General features: G+C 69.1%; 18 protein-coding genes. 9 read left to right on the top strand and 9 right to left on the bottom strand.

Features of this window, described 5'->3' with window-relative positions; translation table 11 throughout:
- Nucleotides 1-25: 25 nt before the first annotated feature.
- The 4 genes from HDC31_RS14805 to HDC31_RS14790 are packed head-to-tail and all read right to left on the bottom strand — an operon-like array spanning nucleotide 26 to nucleotide 4,882.
- Nucleotides 26-1,663, bottom strand: coding sequence for an amylo-alpha-1,6-glucosidase (locus HDC31_RS14805; RefSeq protein ID WP_218867848.1), 1,638 nt, complete (start codon nucleotides 1,661-1,663; stop codon nucleotides 26-28).
- The gene (locus tag HDC31_RS14800; RefSeq protein ID WP_113680294.1) at nucleotides 1,660-2,604 is read right to left on the bottom strand and encodes a carbohydrate ABC transporter permease; all 945 of its coding nucleotides are present in this window, start codon (nucleotides 2,602-2,604) and stop codon (nucleotides 1,660-1,662) included. Before HDC31_RS14800 ends, HDC31_RS14805 begins: the two co-directional genes overlap by 4 nt.
- Nucleotides 2,601-3,563 carry a carbohydrate ABC transporter permease gene (locus HDC31_RS14795; protein ID WP_052748623.1) on the bottom strand — a complete coding sequence of 321 codons (963 nt, stop codon included), beginning with the start codon at nucleotides 3,561-3,563 and terminating at the stop codon, nucleotides 2,601-2,603. Before HDC31_RS14795 ends, HDC31_RS14800 begins: the two co-directional genes overlap by 4 nt.
- A 2-nt stretch (nucleotides 3,564-3,565) precedes the next feature.
- Nucleotides 3,566-4,882, bottom strand: a complete 1,317-nt coding sequence (locus tag HDC31_RS14790; protein ID WP_052748624.1) for a sugar ABC transporter substrate-binding protein — start codon at nucleotides 4,880-4,882, stop codon at nucleotides 3,566-3,568.
- Between the two features lie 161 nt (nucleotides 4,883-5,043).
- Here HDC31_RS14790 and HDC31_RS14785 point away from each other — a divergent pair, with 161 nt between their 5' ends.
- Nucleotides 5,044-5,487 carry a hypothetical protein gene (locus HDC31_RS14785; protein ID WP_230977981.1) on the top strand — a complete coding sequence of 148 codons (444 nt, stop codon included), beginning with the start codon at nucleotides 5,044-5,046 and terminating at the stop codon, nucleotides 5,485-5,487.
- A gap of 61 nt (nucleotides 5,488-5,548) precedes the next feature.
- Here the strand turns inward: HDC31_RS14785 and HDC31_RS14780 are convergent, their stop codons facing one another.
- On the bottom strand, nucleotides 5,549-5,959 hold the full coding sequence (locus HDC31_RS14780; RefSeq protein WP_113680292.1) for a hypothetical protein: 411 nt from the start codon (nucleotides 5,957-5,959) through the stop codon (nucleotides 5,549-5,551).
- 242 nt (nucleotides 5,960-6,201) lie between these two features.
- Between HDC31_RS14780 and HDC31_RS14775 the strand changes: the two genes are divergently transcribed.
- The 3 genes from HDC31_RS14775 (at nucleotide 6,202) to HDC31_RS14765 (ending at nucleotide 7,879) form a co-directional block, all read left to right on the top strand.
- Nucleotides 6,202-7,272: a M4 family metallopeptidase gene (locus HDC31_RS14775; protein WP_061015401.1), complete on the top strand. Its 1,071-nt coding sequence runs from the start codon at nucleotides 6,202-6,204 to the stop codon at nucleotides 7,270-7,272.
- Nucleotides 7,247-7,552, top strand: a complete 306-nt coding sequence (locus tag HDC31_RS14770) for a protealysin inhibitor emfourin (protein WP_061015400.1) — start codon at nucleotides 7,247-7,249, stop codon at nucleotides 7,550-7,552. The genes HDC31_RS14775 and HDC31_RS14770 overlap by 26 nt, the downstream gene beginning before the upstream one ends.
- An 81-nt stretch (nucleotides 7,553-7,633) precedes the next feature.
- Nucleotides 7,634-7,879 carry a hypothetical protein gene (locus HDC31_RS14765; protein WP_061015399.1) on the top strand — a complete coding sequence of 82 codons (246 nt, stop codon included), beginning with the start codon at nucleotides 7,634-7,636 and terminating at the stop codon, nucleotides 7,877-7,879.
- Nucleotides 7,880-7,902: 23 nt separating this feature from the next.
- Here the strand turns inward: HDC31_RS14765 and HDC31_RS20520 are convergent, their stop codons facing one another.
- Genes HDC31_RS20520 through HDC31_RS14750 form a run of 3 tightly spaced genes read right to left on the bottom strand, consistent with a single transcriptional unit; the run spans nucleotide 7,903 to nucleotide 10,797 of the window.
- Nucleotides 7,903-8,709 (bottom strand): siderophore-interacting protein, encoded by an 807-nt coding sequence (locus HDC31_RS20520; RefSeq protein WP_061015398.1) that lies wholly within the window; start codon nucleotides 8,707-8,709, stop codon nucleotides 7,903-7,905.
- Nucleotides 8,702-9,751: an iron chelate uptake ABC transporter family permease subunit gene (locus HDC31_RS14755; protein ID WP_061015397.1), complete on the bottom strand. Its 1,050-nt coding sequence runs from the start codon at nucleotides 9,749-9,751 to the stop codon at nucleotides 8,702-8,704. The genes HDC31_RS20520 and HDC31_RS14755 overlap by 8 nt, the downstream gene beginning before the upstream one ends.
- A complete protein-coding gene (locus HDC31_RS14750) occupies nucleotides 9,748-10,797 on the bottom strand; it encodes an iron ABC transporter permease (RefSeq protein ID WP_061015396.1) in 1,050 nt (349 codons plus the stop codon). The genes HDC31_RS14755 and HDC31_RS14750 overlap by 4 nt, the downstream gene beginning before the upstream one ends.
- A gap of 40 nt (nucleotides 10,798-10,837) precedes the next feature.
- Here HDC31_RS14750 and HDC31_RS14745 point away from each other — a divergent pair, with 40 nt between their 5' ends.
- The 5 genes from HDC31_RS14745 to HDC31_RS14725 all read left to right on the top strand — a co-directional run bounded on the left by HDC31_RS14745 (nucleotide 10,838) and on the right by HDC31_RS14725 (nucleotide 14,640).
- Nucleotides 10,838-11,791: an ABC transporter substrate-binding protein gene (locus tag HDC31_RS14745; RefSeq protein WP_058632060.1), complete on the top strand. Its 954-nt coding sequence runs from the start codon at nucleotides 10,838-10,840 to the stop codon at nucleotides 11,789-11,791.
- A 78-nt stretch (nucleotides 11,792-11,869) separates the two neighbouring features.
- The gene (locus HDC31_RS14740; RefSeq protein WP_046746936.1) at nucleotides 11,870-12,652 is read left to right on the top strand and encodes an ABC transporter ATP-binding protein; all 783 of its coding nucleotides are present in this window, start codon (nucleotides 11,870-11,872) and stop codon (nucleotides 12,650-12,652) included.
- A gap of 34 nt (nucleotides 12,653-12,686) precedes the next feature.
- On the top strand, nucleotides 12,687-13,415 hold the full coding sequence (locus HDC31_RS14735) for a ribonuclease H (protein WP_061015394.1): 729 nt from the start codon (nucleotides 12,687-12,689) through the stop codon (nucleotides 13,413-13,415).
- Between the two features lie 29 nt (nucleotides 13,416-13,444).
- Nucleotides 13,445-13,834: a DoxX family membrane protein gene (locus HDC31_RS14730; protein WP_046746984.1), complete on the top strand. Its 390-nt coding sequence runs from the start codon at nucleotides 13,445-13,447 to the stop codon at nucleotides 13,832-13,834.
- A gap of 80 nt (nucleotides 13,835-13,914) precedes the next feature.
- Nucleotides 13,915-14,640 (top strand): Pr6Pr family membrane protein, encoded by a 726-nt coding sequence (locus tag HDC31_RS14725; RefSeq protein WP_113680291.1) that lies wholly within the window; start codon nucleotides 13,915-13,917, stop codon nucleotides 14,638-14,640.
- Here the strand turns inward: HDC31_RS14725 and HDC31_RS14720 are convergent.
- Nucleotides 14,631-15,983 (bottom strand): NAD(P)/FAD-dependent oxidoreductase, encoded by a 1,353-nt coding sequence (locus HDC31_RS14720; protein WP_179516281.1) that lies wholly within the window; start codon nucleotides 15,981-15,983, stop codon nucleotides 14,631-14,633. The genes HDC31_RS14725 and HDC31_RS14720 overlap by 10 nt on opposite strands.
- Nucleotides 15,984-16,055: the final 72 nt, after the last annotated feature.

Here is a 16,055-nt window from a genome sequence, read left to right as displayed (position 1 = left end):
CGTGGCGGAACGACGCCGAAGGCGCTCAGCTGAGCTGCACGGCGAGGTCGATGAAGAGCGCAGCCGACCAGCCGAACGCGGTGGTGGCCGTGCGCGCCTTCTGACCTGTGCGCGGGTTGAAGTACTCGTGCGGACCACCGCCGTGGATCACGAGCGCCACGGTCTGCTCCCGCAGCTCCCGCGCCCGCTCGGCGTAGCCCGAAGCCTCGAGCCCTTCCGCGATGAGCGTGCTCGTGTTGACCCACACCGGGCCACGCCACATGCGCTCGTCCGAGAAGTCCGGGTCAGAGGCCGCGACCGTGGGCAGACCCCAGGGCAGGCGGAAGCGTTCGGGGTCGTCGACGGCTGCGCGCAACGCCTCGGCGATCGACGTCGGCAGCGTGCCCGTGAGCAGCGGCATCAACCCGACGACGGTGTCGCTGAGCTGCACCTCCCCTCCGCCGAACGCGAGGAAGCGAGCACGCTCGGGATCCCACATGCGCAGCAGCAGCTCCTGCGTGGCCTCGGCCCGCTCGCGGAACCGCGAGACGTCGGCATCCGGCTCGTACCTCTCCAGCAGCGACGCGAGTTCCCGATCCTGGCGCACGAGGTACGCCCCGAGGTCGGGGGCCGCGGTCGGCAACGGACCGTCGAAGATCGGGCTGTCGTCGAGGCCGGAGGAGTACGGGTGACCGTACTCGGGCATCCCGTCGTGGTCGAGGTCGCTTCCCGCGAACCACCAGTCCTGCGAGCGGACGATGCGCGCCAGCTGCGTCCTCGCGTAGTCGGGGGCGTCCTCGGCCTCGAGCACCTTGCGCAGCACCCAGGCGGCGAGCGGCGGCTTCGTCAGCGGCACCGGGGCACTCGGATCGGCGATCTGCGAGCCGGCGCGACGCAGGTTGGCGCGGTCACTCTCGGGCAGGTCATCGCTGGTGGCCAGCACCCCGAGCTCGTGCACCACGTCGGGCAGCTGCCCGTCTGACTGGGCGAACCGGAAGGCGAGGTCGAGCTGTTCGCGCGCGAGCTCCGGGTCGCCGTGTCGCAACCCGACGGCGATGAAGTACGCATCCCACTGCCACAGGCCGACATATCCGATCTTCGACGGGACGATCGCCCTGGCGTCGCCGAGAGAGGGCAGCTCGACGACGTTCGCCCCGAGCACCCACCAGCAGAACGCGGTCATCTCCTGCAGGTCGTCGCGGACGGTCGGGCACTTCGCGAACCAGTCGGCCCAGATCTCCTCCGTCGCGGCGAGCGCGGCAGCATGGTCGCCGGGCTCGACGACGACGGCACGATCGGCATCGATGCGGAGTCGAAGCCCGTCACCGAGCGGATGCTCATCCACACGCCCGTCCGGTCGCCGCAACCGCACCCGCAACCCGGGTTCTCCCCCGAGGCTCAGCGTCGACGGGTCGGCGAACGTCAGCGTCGCCGCCGCATCACCGAACGTCACCCGCGCCGGGTGCACGTCGGTCACCGGAAGCACCGCTCCCGCGGCATCCACCACAACGAGCGCGTCCAGCACCCGGCACTCCGACAGCCGCCTCTCGTACTCCGAGGTGTGCACGCGCACGCCCTCCCCGTGTTCCGCGCGAAACACGAGCACCCGCGAGCGGGGCAGCGTGAAGGGGGCGGTGACGAGGTCGAGGTGACGCCCGGCGAGCGCTGCGGCATCCGTCATCATCGTCCTCCGAGACCCGACGCGGCCATGCTGTTGAGGATCTTGCGCTGGCCGATCACGAACACGATCAGCATCGGCACGGTGGCGATCGCGGAGGCCGCCATCACGAGTCCGTAGTTGACCGACCCCTGCTGGCTCTCGAACGCGTTCAGCAGCAGCGGCACCGTGAACAGGTCGGGCGAGTTCAGCAGCACCAGCGGGAACAGGAAGGCATTCCACACGTCGAGCGCCACGATGATGCTGAGGGCTGCGAGACCGGGCTTGAGGTTCGGGAGCACGACGCTCCAGAAGATGCGCCAGCGGCCGGCGCCGTCGACGATGGCCGCCTCTTCGAGTTCGCGCGGCAGCGCCAGCACGAACTGACGCATCAGGAACACCGCGAACGGGTTCGCCATGATCCCCGGCACGATCAGCGCGAGATGCGAGTCGACCCAGCCGAGGTTCGACATCAGCAGGTAGAACGGGATCAGCGTCACCTGCTTCGGGATCATCTGCGTCGCCAGGAAGACGATGAAGAGCACCTTGCTGCCGCGGAATCGGATGCGCGCGAACGCGTAGCCGGCCATCGAGGCCGTGAGCAGGGTGCCCACCACCACGAGGATCGCGATGTAGGCGCTGTTCAGGTAGGCCTGCCCGAACGGCACCGCGTTCCACGCCTCGGTGTAGTTGTCGAAGGTCCAGGGGTCTGGCAGGAACTGCAGGGGGTTCTTCAGCAGCTGCGGCAGCGTCTTGAACGAGGTCAGCAGCATCCAGATGAACGGGAACACCATCGCGATCCCGGCGATGACGAGCACGACGTGCAACGCGGTCGAACCGAGCCGGCGGCGCGCGCGATCGGCGGCAGGACCACCACGGCCACGCGAACGGTAGCCGGGCGCGGTGATCGCGACGGTGGAGTCGGTCGCCGGAGCGTGGCCGGTGAGGGGAGGCGTCTGGATGCTCATGCGGGGTCATCCTCGTAGTGGACGAACTTCTTCTGCGCGCCGAACTGCACCGCGGTGATGACGAGGGTCAGCACGAGCAGGATGATGCTCGCGGCACTGGAGGGACCGAACTCGAACCGCCCGAAGCCCAGATCGAAGATGTGGTAGACGATCGTGCGGGTCGCGTTGTCGGGGCCCGCGTCCTGCACGAGCACGTAGACCGTGTCGAATGTCTGCAGGGAGGAGATGAACGCGACGACCGACGAGAAGAACACGATCGGCGAGAGCAGCGGCAGACGGATGCTGGTGAACAACCGCCAGGGGCCGGCGCCGTCGATGCGCGCGGCCTCGATCACCGAGGGCGAGATGTTCTGCAGCCCGGCGAGGAAGATCACGACGTTGAGCCCCATCGACGACCAGATCGTGACGATGCAGACGGCCAGGAGGGCGAGCTTCGGATCCTGCAGCCAGTCGGGAGGGGTGACCCCGAAGACCTTCGAGATCGTCGTGGAGAGCAGGCCGTCGGAGCGGAACATCTGCTGCCAGATCATCGCCACGGCAACCGTCGAGGTCACGACCGGGGCGAAGAACAGGATCAGGTAGAGCGTGCGCGTCTTGAGCTTCTCGAGCGCGACCGCGACGATCACCGAGAGGCCGAGACCGATGGGGACCGTGACGATCGCGATGATGAGCGTGTTGATGATCGCTCGCCACAGCAGCGGATCCGTCAACTGGTCGGCGAAGTTCGCGAACCCCACCCACGTGAGGTCGGACAGACCGTCCCAGTCGGCGAACGCCAGCACCAGGCTGGCGGCGAACGGCAGGACGACGAACAGGCCCATGCCGATCAGCTGCGGGCCGACGAAGACGTACCCCCACCGCCGATCACGGCGGCGCCAGAGCGCCTCCTTGCGCAGGGGCGGGGCGGATGCCGCAGGGGTGACCTGCGGCATCCGCCCGTTCTCGGTGACAGTGCTCACGCCTACTTCTCCGACCGGTCCTTGACCACGTCGGCGATCGTGTCGAGGGTGGCCTGCGCGTCGGTCTTGCCCTGGTAGAGCTTCAGGAACTCGTCCGCGATCGCGGTCGGCAGGCCAGGCACGCGCGCCTCGGCGGGGTAGTCCTCGAATCCGATGTCACGCATGTCGAGGAAGGTCTGCGCATGCGCGGGGTAGTCGCCCTCGAGCACCACATCATCGGCGCCCTTGATCGACGGGACGGCATTGCCGCCGCCCTGCAGACGGAAGGTCTGCCCCTCCGCCGAGAGGAACTCGGTCCAGAACGTGAACGCGGCGTCCTTCACCTTGGTCTTGCCGTTGATGGCGAGGAAGCTGGTCGCGACTCCGGTCGGAGCGGCTTCGCCGTCGGGAGTCGGCCACTGCACGATGTCGTAGCTGTCCTGCTCGCCCGTCGCGCTCACCGTGCCGATCGTGTAGCGGCCCTGCACGAAGAAGCCGGCCTTGTGCGTGACGAACACGCTGTCGGCCCCGGCCCCGTCCGGCAGGGTGTCCGCCACGACGAAGGTGCCGTCTTCGAACAGGTCGCCGAGCTGCTGCACGGACTCGACGGTGTCGGCATCCTTGTTCGCGACGAACGCACCGGAGTCGTCGTACGGGGCGTCGAGGCCCTGTGAAGACAGCCAGCTCCAGTGCGTCGCCCAGTAGTTCCAGTACATCGTTCCCGTCAGGCCCGCGTCGTGGAGCTTCTTGTTCATCTCGAGGAACTTGTCGGTCGTCCACTCGCCGTTCTCGGCCAGGGTCGCCGGGTCTTCGGTGATGCCGGCGGCGGCGAGCGCCTGCTTGTCGTACCAGAACACGTCGGGGTTCGAGTCGTTCGGGGCGGCGTACACCTCGCCGTCGTTCTCGGCGGCGCCGAAGAGTCCGGGGAAGAAGTCGTCTTTCTTCGTCTTGCTCTCCTTCGAGTCCATCAAGTCGCTGAGCGGCATGAGCCGGTTCGAGTCGACGAACTGGCCGATCTTGTCGTCGCCCACGTAGAACACGTCGGGGGCGGTGTTGCTGGTGAGCTGAGCGAGCAGCTTGGAGTGGTAGTCGCCGTAGTCCGCCACGGGCTGCAGCTTGACCTTGATGTCGGGGTGGCGCTCCATGAAGTCCTTGTTGAACTCCTCATAGCGGGTGAGCTCGTCGGCCGTGCCCCAGGTCGACCAGACGACGGTGGCGTTGCCGTCGGCGTCGACGCCTCCACCGCCTCCTCCACCTCCACCGCTGCACGCGGCGAGTCCGAGTGCCAGAGCGCCGGCGGCCCCCAGTGCCAGAAACCGCGTCACGTTCGCACGTGCCATCTCGCTACCTCTTTCATCATTGGAAGATCAGGTCGGGAACACCCTTCGGGCGTACTGGTATTCTGTATACAGAACGCAATCCTGTCAAGGAATCGTGGTGGGGACCGGGCCATCGAGACCATCCCGTGACGAACGAGCGGGGCATGACGCAGACTGGCTCCATGACCGATCCTGATCCGCACCTGATCGACCCCGCACTCCTTCCGACACCGTTCACCGCCGCGGAGATCCGCGACGCCATCGGAAACGGCACGACGATCCACCTTCTCCTGGAAGGTCCGGATGGCCCGCTCGGCGAGCACGTCAACCGCTATCACGACGTGGACGACGAGGGTGCGACGCTGGACCGCTGGTCGGTCGAGGACCCGAAGGCAGTCGTCTCGAACCGGGTGACCTGGCTCGAACTCCAGGGCCACTCCGCGTTCGATCCCGAGACCACGAGTGTGTCGACGGTGAGCCTGACGACTCCCCTCGGCGCGCTGACCTGCCGCAGGTACGACACCGTCGACGGTGTCTTCTGGTTCTCTGTCGACCACCCCGGCATGCCGGTGCAGTTCGAATCCGACGGACTGCGCACGACAGTGCTGAGCATCGAGCGCGACTGAGACGAGGACCGCGAGGGGCGAGCGCTGCCCGCAGGGCTCTCGCGGATACAGGCGTCTCGGCTCAGTTCTCCGCGGGAACGCCGCCTTCTGCCCGCTGCTGAACCCGGAGGGCCGAGTGCAGGTAGAACCCGGCTATCACCAGCGCCACCACGCCGCCGACCAGGGCCAAGGTCCGATCGGGCATGCCGAAGGCACCGAATGACGCGGCGACTCCCTGGATCAAGAAGAAGGCGCTGAGAAGAAGCGCGCTGCCTCGCGTGCTGGTCATCTTCCACCACGGACGCGGGGCATCGGATTCGCCGGCGCCTCGAAAGGTGCGCGCTGCGACGACGACAACTACCAAGAGAGCCACGGTCGCCCACGCGAATCCGAGTTCGTAACTGATGGCTGCGAGCGGAACCGCGGTGAGCGTGATCCCGACGATGACGACGAGCAGGTACCCGACCTTGGCGGCCGGTGTCTTGATGCGCATGAGCCCCTACGTTCCTCCGCCCGACACACGACGAGCGACACTTCGAAAGGTAGCCGCTCCTCGGGGAGGCGTCTGTCGGCCGTTCGGGGGACATCTCCTCAGCGCCCCGGAAATCTGCGCCCCTTGTCCGATATGAAGCACGGCGAGACGTCGGTGGAGGCGGTCGTCGCGTGACGGTGATTGGGAGGACGCTCCGCCCGCGGACGCCCCCGAACGTCGGCACCCCGGCGTAGGGTCGCACCATGAGCAGCACAGCATCCGGAGAACGTCATGGAGTGGTCCCCTCCTATCTGCTCGCGCGTCTGGCCGAGTCTGGCCGCTTCCCGAAGGCCGCAGCTGCCGCGCGACAGACCCTGACCGCCGGGCGTCCGCCGTTCCGCGCCCGCATCGACCTGTCGATCGACGAGAACGGCGACCTCGTGGCGCAGCTGTCCGACGCCCCCAACCGCACCATCAGCGACGCGGGCAACACTCAGCAGCTGCCCGGCGCTGTCGTGCGCGGCGAAGACGACGCCCCGGTCGAAGATACCGCGGTGAACGAGGCCTACGACGGACTCGGGGCCACCTTCGAGATGCTCCTGGCGGCGTTCGGCCGCAACTCCCTCGACGACGCTGGAGCCCCGCTGGATGCGACCGTGCACTACGGCGTCGATTATGACAACGCGTTCTGGGACGGCGAGCGCATGGTCTTCGGCGACGGAGACGGCGAAGTGTTCCAGCACTTCACCGGCTCGCTCACCGTCATCGGCCACGAGCTCGCCCACGGCGTGGTGCAGCACACCGCCAACCTCGAGTACCAGGGGCAGCCCGGCGCCCTGAACGAGTCGATCGCCGATGTGTTCGGCGCCCTGACCGAGCAGTACGCCCTCGGCCAGACGGCCGACCAGGCGACCTGGCTCATCGGCGCCGAGATCTTCACCGATGCGGTCGAAGGCGCGGCGCTGCGCTCGATGATCGCGCCCGGCACCGCCTACGACGACGACGAACTCGGCCGCGATCCGCAGCCCGACCACATGAGCGGCTTCGTCCGCACCACGGAAGACAACGGCGGGGTGCACATCAATTCCGGCATCCCCAACCGTGCGTTCGCCCTCTTCGCCACCGACCTCGGCGGCAACGCCTGGGAGCGCGCGGGAACCGTCTGGTATCGCGCCCTCACCGGAGGCCTGTCGAGCACCGCGAACTTCACGCAGTTCGCCGACGCCACCGTCGCCGCGGCCACGACCATCGATGCCGCCACAGCCGCAGCCGCTCGACGGGCGTGGACGACCGTGGGAGTCTATGAGGATGAGCGAGTCCCCTCCACCGACTGACGCGCAAGTCGTCATCGCGGTGGTGCGCACGGGCGGCATCGCCGGCATCCGCCGTCAGTGGCGTGTGGAAGCGGAACCCGACGACGCCGTGGAGTGGATCGGCCTGATCGACAGCTGCCCGTGGGACCAGGAACCGGACGGCAGCGTCGGTGCCGACCGGTTCATGTGGAGCATCCGAGCGCGCACGCCGTCCGAGAGACGCGAACGCGAGCTGCCGGACTCCGCGCTCGACGGCCCCTGGCGCGCGCTCGTCGACGCCGTGCGCGCGGCCTCCACCTGACACGCCCGGCGCGCGGCGGCATCCGATCAATCGCGTGTGAATCCGGCCCTGTCTCGGCCGCACGGGGTCACAATGGACCCCATGGGACTGTTCCAGCAGAAGCCTGAAGAAGAAGAGAACCAGTGGGTGCTGCCCTCGGAACCGCTCGAGCGCTCCGAATCGGAAGTCCTCGATACGGCACCCGTCGTCGATCCGCTGTCGATCGGACTCGGCGCAGAGACCAGCGGTGACCTGAGCTCGGTCCTTTTCCCGGTCGCCCCTCCCGTGCCGGAAGCCACCGCGACCGAGAACCGGGAGCCCCAGGACGACGACCCGGAGAAGGACTGACAGACCGGCCGGAGCCGCCGACCTCAGCCCCGCGCCTCACCCAGTCGCCAGTAGCCCGAGAACGTGATCCGGTCCTTCGAGACGCCACGGTCGACCAGGTGACGGCGCAGCTCCTGCACCGCGAGTCGCTCTCCGCACACCCACGCATAGTCGATCACCTCGGGCAGCGCAGCAGCCCGTACCGCCTGCTGCAGTCGCGCACCGGGCAACTCCCCCCGGCGCTCGACCCAGGTGACGGCGCCCGCGAGATCCTGCTTCTCCGCGGCATCCGCGATCTCGATGAAGACATGCGTCTCCGCAGCTTCCGTCGCCTCGAGGATGCGGGCGATCGCGGGCAGTGACGACTCGTCGCCGATGATCACTCGGGCGCGGGTCTCGGGCAGTGGGGCATACAGGGCCGTGCACTCGCGGATGCCGAGGGCCGACCCGGCGCGCGCTCGTCCGGCGAATCGGGTTCCTGGGCCCTCGTCGCCGTGCACGACGAAGTCGACGTCGATCTCGCGAGCCTCGGGGCGGTGGTCGCGCAACGTGTACCACCGCAGATCCGGCCGCTCCTCGTCGGGGATGGCCGCGACAGCCGCACGGATGTTCTCCGTCCCATCGTTCGCGGGCAGCACGAGCGGAACGCTCTCGTCGCGGGGCAGCAGCAGACCGAGGTACTCGTCCGGTCCCGCGGGCGCGTAGTCGGCGAACTCCGCCGCGGAGATGGTGAGCCGCCGCATGTGCGGGGTGAGATCGCGCACGGCCGTGACGCGGGCGGCGAAGACGCGAGCTCCGGAACGGCGAGGACGCTGTGGAGGACGGACGCGGTCGATGGTGTGCTCAGCCACGCCGAGCCCCCTCTCTCCAGAGCAGCCACAGGAAGAATGCGCCGCCGACGGTGATGGTGACGACGCCGACCGGGATCGGCGCCGGGAAGATGTTCTGCGCGAGCAGGTCGCTCGTGAGCAGCAGCAGCGCCCCCACGAGCCCCGAGGCGAGGAAGCTCGTCGCACCGGTCAGACGCCGGGCGATGTGCGGGGCGATCAGCGCGACGAACGAGATCGGCCCGGCCGTGGCGACGGCGACCGCCACGAGCAGGGTCGCGGCGACGAGCAGGATCCATCGCGCCCGCACCGTCCGCACGCCCAGTGCGGTCGAGACACTGTCGCCGAGTGCCATCATCCGCGCAGCCGGCGCCGCCCAGACGAGGAGCGGGATGATCAGGAGCAACGCGATCAGCGCAGGCAGCAGATCACCCCATCCCCGGCCCTGCAGCGATCCGATCAACCAGGTCTGCGCCGTGGTCGCGCTCGCGACGAACACCTGCGTCAGCACGTAGTCGACCACGGCCATGGCGGTGGCCGACAGCGCGACACCGGTGAGGATCAGCTGCACGCCGTGGAGCCCGGAACGCGCGGTGAACACGACGATCACGCCCGCGATCACGAGGGAACCGATGACCGCTCCGAGGGCCGCCTGCGCCAGGGATCCGCCCAGCACGAGCATCACGACCACCGCGCCGACCGAGGCACCGCTGCTGATGCCGATCACGTCGGGGCTGGCGAGCGGGTTGCGGGTCAGGCTCTGGAACACGGCCCCGGCGACGGCCAGGCTCGCGCCGACGACGATCGCGACGAGGCTTCGCGGCAGGCGGCGCCCGAGGACGAAGAACTCGTCGAGTCGCTCCGGCGGGCGACCGAGGAGCGTCTCGATCAGTGCGGCCGGGGTGACGATGTACTCGCCGATCATGAGCGCGGCGACCAGCAGCACCAGCAGGACGCCGGCGAGGATGCCGCACACGAGGGCCGTGCGATGGCTGAACCGGAAGGACCAGCGCTCTCCGCGGAGGACACGGTCGTCGGACGTCAGCGCGACGGTGCGCAGGCTCATGAGATCCCCGCCGTCCGCCTGCCGACCACGAAGGCGATGAGCAGCGGGCCGCCGATCAGAGCCGTGACGATGCCGACCTGCACCTCGCCGCCTCCGCCGATCACGCGGCCGAGGGTGTCGGCCAGAAGCAGCATCGCCGGGGCCGCGAGCAGCGACAGCGGCAGCACGATGCGGAGGTCGGGTCCGACGAGGCGACGGAGCAGATGCGGGATGACGAGACCGACGAACGCGATGGGACCGGCGATCGCGGTCGCCGTGCCGCACAGCAGCGTGACGGCGAGGAGCACGAGCGCGCGCACGACACCGGGCTTCACCCCGAGGGCGATCGCGCTGTCGTCGCCGAGTGCCATCAGGTTCAGTGCGGGCCCGAGCAGCAGAGCGAGGATCACGCCGACGATGATGAAGACGACCAGCGGCAGCGCTTCTTCCACAGGTCGGGCGGTGAGGGAGCCGACTCGCCAGAAGCGGAACGCGTCGAGCACCGTCTCATCCGTCAGCACGATCGCTTGCGAGAGCCCGGCCAGGATGGCCGAGAACGCGACGCCGGCGAGGATCAGTCGCACGGGCGAACCGGAGGCGAACCGGGTGCCCGAGAACCAGAAGATCACCGCAGAAGCGAGAGCGGCTCCGGCGAGCGCGAGCCAGATCGTGCCGCCGACGCCGAGGGCGCCCAGCACGCTCATGCCGGCGACCACGCCGAACGAGGCGCCGGCGCTGACCCCCAGCATCCCGGGGTCCGCGATCGGGTTGCGGGTGAGCGCCTGCATCAGCACACCGGCAGCACCCAGCGCGACGCCGCAGATGACCGCGTTGACGGTGCGGGTCACGCGCAGCTCGCCGACGATGTTCAGGACGTTCTGGTCCCCCGTGCCGAACAGCGAGAGCACCACCTCACCGAGGGGCACGAACCGCGCACCGACGGCGAGGCTCAATGCCAGCGAGATCGCCAGCACGGCCACGACCAGGGCGATGCCGAACCACACGGGGAAGCGGGATGCCGCGAGCGGGGCACGACGACGCGCGACGACGACCGGTTCGGAACTCATATTTGGATAGCCTAACCAAACATCACTAGGGTTGTGAGACGTGAACAGACCTCATCGAACGCGCTTCCGTCCGCTCGCCACCGCTGTCGCCTCTCTGGCCGCGATCACCCTGATCGCCACAGGATGCTCGAGCACCCCCGCAGCGGAGGAATCCGCTCCCGCCACGGACACGAGCTATACCGTGGAGCACGCGATGGGCGAGACGGAGTTCGAGTCGGTACCCGAGCGGATCGTCGTGCTCGACTCCCCGCAGATGGACGCGCTGGTCGCCCTGGGCATCACTCCGGTCGGCGCACCGGAGATCGGGGCCGGACGCGGTTTCCCGGCCTACCTCGCCGATGATCTCGACGGCACCGAATCGATCGGCTTCATCGCCGAGCCCGACGTCGACGCGATCGCGAACCTCGCCCCCGACCTGATCATCGGCTCGAAGGTGCGGCACGAGGCGCTCTACGAGGAGCTGTCGGCCATCGCGCCCACCGTCTTCTCGGAGGACACCGGCACCAACTGGACCGAGCAGGCCGTGCTGACCGCCGCCGCCGTGGACCAGAGCGACAAGATGGACGAGCTCATCAAGGGCGTCGAGGACCGCGCATCCGAGGTCGGCTCGGCGGTCGAAGCCGACGGCACCACCGCATCGATCGTGCGCTTCCGCGCCGACAACTTCCGCCTGTACGGGCCCGGCACGTTCTCGGGCTCGCTGCTCACCGACATGGGGTTCGACCTGGGAGCCGACCGCGACTGGAACGAGTACTCGATGATGGAGCTCAGCCCCGAGCTCTACGAGCAGATCGATGGCGACGTGGTGTTCTACATGAGCCCCGGCGGAGACCCCACCGCGACCACGCAGGAGCGGATCACCGGACTGTGGGGCGCCCAGCCCGGCCCCTCCGGCGACAAGGCCTTCGAGGTGGAGGACGACACCTGGATGGTGGGCATCGGCGTGATCGGTGCCAACCTTGTCATCGACCAGGTCGAAGACCTGCTCGGCTGACCCCTTTCGAATCGCTCGATTGGTTCCATTCCACCCGGAAACGGAACCATTCGGGCGATTCGAACACCCGGAGGAACAATGACCACGCCGCACCCGGCACTCGAAGCCCGTGGACTCGTCGTCGCCTACGACGGCAAGGTCGTCGTAGACGGCGTCGATCTGGCGCTGCCGGAGGGGTCGTTCACCGTGATCCTCGGGCCGAACGCCTCGGGCAAGTCCACCGTGCTGCGCGCCCTCGCCCGGGTGCTGAAGCCCGAATCAGGCGACGTACTGTTCGACGGCCGCGCGCTCGGCGAGTACGGCTCCAAGGAGCTCGCCCGCAGGATGGGACTCCTGCCGCAGGACGCCATCGCCCCCGAGGGGATGCGCGTCGCCGACCTGGTCTCGCGCGGCAGGTATCCGCACCACTCCGCACTGCAGCGGTGGACGTCCACCGATGACACCGCCACGCGCGAGGCTCTCGCCGCGACCAACACCACCGACCTCGCCGAGCGCTACGTGGACCAGCTGTCCGGTGGGCAGCGGCAACGCGTCTGGGTCGCGCTCCTGCTCGCCCAGCAGACACCGGTGATGCTGCTCGACGAGCCGACGACCTTCCTCGACATCGCGCACCAGTACGAGCTGCTCGATCTGCTGCGGGACCTCAACACGCAGGGCAAGACCGTCATCGCGGTGCTGCACGACCTCAACCAGGCGGCTCGGTATGCGGACAACCTCGTGCTCATGAAGGAGGGGCACGTGATCGCCACCGGCACCCCGTCCGAACTCATCACGGCAGAGCGCGTCGGCGACGTCTTCGGCATCGACGCGGTGGTGACACCCGATCCGGTCACCGGCACCCCGATGGTGGTCCGGCGGTGAATTCCGCGTCGTCCCCCACCGTTACGGTTGAAGGATGACGATCACCGCCGCCGCAGACGGCTCCGCCCTGGGCAACCCCGGCCCCAACGGCTGGGCCTGGTACATCGACGACGCGAACTGGGCGGCCGGCGGTTCGCCACACGGCACCAACAACCAGGGCGAGCTGCGCGCCGTGCTGGAACTGCTGCGCGCGACGGCCGGCACCGACGAGAAGCTGCTGATCGAGTGCGACAGCCGGTACGTGATCGACTCCGTGACCAAGTGGATGCCGGGGTGGAAGCGCAAGGGCTGGCGCAAGTCCGACGGCGGACCGGTGCTGAACCGCGACCTGCTGGAGGGCATCGACGAAGCCATCCGCGGCCGTGACGTCGAGTTCTCCTGGGTCAAGGGCCACGCAGGTCACCCCCTGAACGAGGCCGCCGACGAGCGGGCGAACGCGGCAGCGAAGGCGTACCAGGCCGAGCAGGAACCGCGGCGAGGACCGGGCTTCACGATGGCGACGGATGCCGGAGCTGCGGTCGCCGCCTCAGCTGCGGTCGCCGCGTCCGCCCCCTCGGCTCCGGCCTCCACTCCCACAACACCGGCGCCCGGCGCAGAGACCCTGTGGGCCGAGGCCTCCGATCTCCTCGACGGGCTGGATGCGCCGGAGGACGACCCGATCGAGCTGCGCATCCCGCTGTCGTCCGACGAGCACGCGAGGCTGCGAGACCGTGCAGAGGCTCAGGGCGTCTCGCTCGAAGAGGCACTCCGTCGGCTGATCTGAGCGCAGTGGCGGAGGCGTACACTCGCACCATGTCGACTCCTGCCCGCACCATCGGCCGTATCTTCCTCGGCGCATCGCTCGTCTTCGCCGGCGTCTCCCACCTCACGGTGGCGCGCGAGGAGTTCCAGGCGCAGGTGCCGGAGTCGCTGCCCCTCGACCCCGACACCACGGTGCTGGCCTCCGGCGTGGCCGAGGTCGCGCTCGGTTCCGCTCTGCTGCTGGCACGCCGCCGTCGGCGCACCGTCGGCACGATCGCCGCCCTGTTCTTCGTCGCCGTGTTCCCCGGCAACGTGGCGCAGTGGATGCACCACCGCGACGGATTCGGTCTCGACACCGACATGAAGCGCTTCGTCAGACTGTTCTTCCAGCCCGTGCTCGTCGCTCTGGCGCTGTGGTCGACCCGGGAGCCGCGGCGCTGAGCGACCGTCGCGGGTGAGGGCGCCCGCTGCGGCACGGCGGCTCCTCCGAGGAGCGGTCCGTAGACTCGGCGGATGACGGAATGGGTGGTGACGCAGCGGTGAAGGCCCGCACCGTCTTCGGCCTGCTCCGCCTCGGCGCCGCCGCCGTCTGCCTCGTGGCGCTCATCCATCGACTCGCCTGGGGCCTGGCGTCGAACACCATCGCCAGCCAGAACTTCTTCGCCTATCTGACCAACCAGTCGAACATCGCGTTCGTGGTGCTGTTGAGCATCGCGGGCGTGATCGCCCTGCGCACGGCACGCGATCCGCGCTGGCTCACGGTCGCGCTGGCTCTCGTGCTGACCTGGACGATCACGGCTGGACTCGTGTTCGCCATCCTCGTCTGGCAGGCCGGGGTCCGCGGTATCCGCATCGACGTCCCGTGGTCGGATCAGGTGCTCCACTTCTGGCTGCCCGCAGTGACGGTGGCGGCATGGGCACTCGCCCCCGGGCACCGTTCCGTCCCATGGCGGGTGGTGCCGGTGACGCTCGCCTATCCCGTGCTCTGGGGCGTGTTCACGATGATCCGTGGGCCACTGATCGGCTGGTACCCCTACTACTTCCTCGACCCGCGACAGGTGAGCGGGCCGCTGGAGTTCCTCGTGTCGTCCGCGATCGCCCTCGCGACGTTCGCCCTGGTCGCCTCGGTGCTCGTGCTCATCAGCCGCATGCCGCTGCCGCGAACGCCGCGCAGGGAGAGCGAGCAGAGCACGGAGACTCCGACGGTCGTGCAGGCCTCGACAGACGAGCGCGTCGGTCAGACGTAGAGGGAGAGCGAGGCGAGGGCGGCTTCGATGGCCTCGTCCTCGTCGAGTTGCGCGAAGTCGGCGGCAGCTGCCCCGCCCACGATCCCCACGAGCACGTTCTCCCCGGTCGCGGGTCGCAGGTTGATCCAGGTCGGGATCGCCACATCGGCACCGACAGCGTGCCAGATCGCCTCCTCGCTGTCCCAGAACGCCTCGTCCCAGCGCAGCCACACCGTCTCGATCGCGCCCATGCCGAGAGCGGAGACCGCGCCGCGGTTGGAGAAGGGCAGGGGCGGGTCGAACTCGATGCTCCGGTCCTGCAGCACCCCGAGCGGCACGGTGACGACGACGCGGTCGAACGACAGCGCCTCCCCGGTACCGAGACGCACGCTCACCCCCGAGTCGTCGTACGCCAGTCTCGCGACGGGCGAGTTGAGGCCGACGGTGACGCCGTCGAGCGTCTTCTCGATGAACGGCGTGAGGTCGCCCGTCGCCGCCTTCGGGTCTCCTGTGGGCAACGGCGGCGCGAACCAGCTCGAGAGTTCGTCGGCGCCGGCTCCGGTGCGGGCGGCGAGGATCGCGAGCAATGCGGCGGTCGCGGGGTCAGCAGGGTCGATACCCGCGGCGGTCAGCGCGTCGGCCACGGAGGTGTCTTCGGGAGCAGCCTGGGCCGTCGTGATCGCGGCGTCGAAAGGCTGCGGGTCGACCGGGTCGATGTCGCCGTCGGCTCCACGCCAGAGTTCGCCGGAGAGATCGACGATCCCGACCTCCCCGCTGCTCAGGCGATCGAGCACCTCGCTGTCGTCCGCGTTGAAAAGCCAGGCCCCGAGCTGCGCCGGTACGGGCCAGGAGTCGTCGAGGCGCGAGTGGATCCTCCCGCCGACACGGTCTCGTGCCTCGAAGACCGTGACCTCCATGCCGCCCTCGGCGAGGAGCGCGGCGACCGTCGCGCCGGCGAGTCCTGCGCCCACCACCGCGATGCGTTCGCCCGAGGTCGCCGGGACCATGACTTCTTCGGCGGCGCGGGTGCCCGAGGCGATGGCTCCGCGCACCGAGCCGGGAGCGTCGACGTCTGTCGCCTCGCCCGCGAAGAACAGCCGCTTGCCGACGGGTCGCGCCAAGGCGGAGCGGGTATCGGACAGCACACCGACCGGGGTGAAGCTGACGGCGCCGAGAGAGTACGGGTCCGTTGTCCAGGTGCTGCGCACGCTCCCTGCCGCGGCGGGAACCCCGGGCGGAGGCTCCGGCTCACGCGTGCGGGTGGGGGTGGGCGTGGGCGCAGGTTCGGGGGTACAGGAGACGAGCAGCACCGAAGCGACACCGGCTCCGGCGCCGAGGAGCAGAGTGCGGCGCGTGATCCTCATCGTGACGCCACCCTATCCCGCCTCATCGGGTTCCGCCTGCCGACTCCGCGTCGGGTGCGGCAGGCGGCGCGT

Origin of the sequence: Microbacterium sp. JAI119 (genome assembly GCF_013410135.1) — a bacterium.
In the GTDB taxonomy this organism is placed as follows: domain Bacteria; phylum Actinomycetota; class Actinomycetes; order Actinomycetales; family Microbacteriaceae; genus Microbacterium; species Microbacterium oxydans.
The sequence above is the reverse complement of the archived record's forward strand: the minus strand, read 5'-3'. Positions and strand labels throughout refer to the sequence as shown.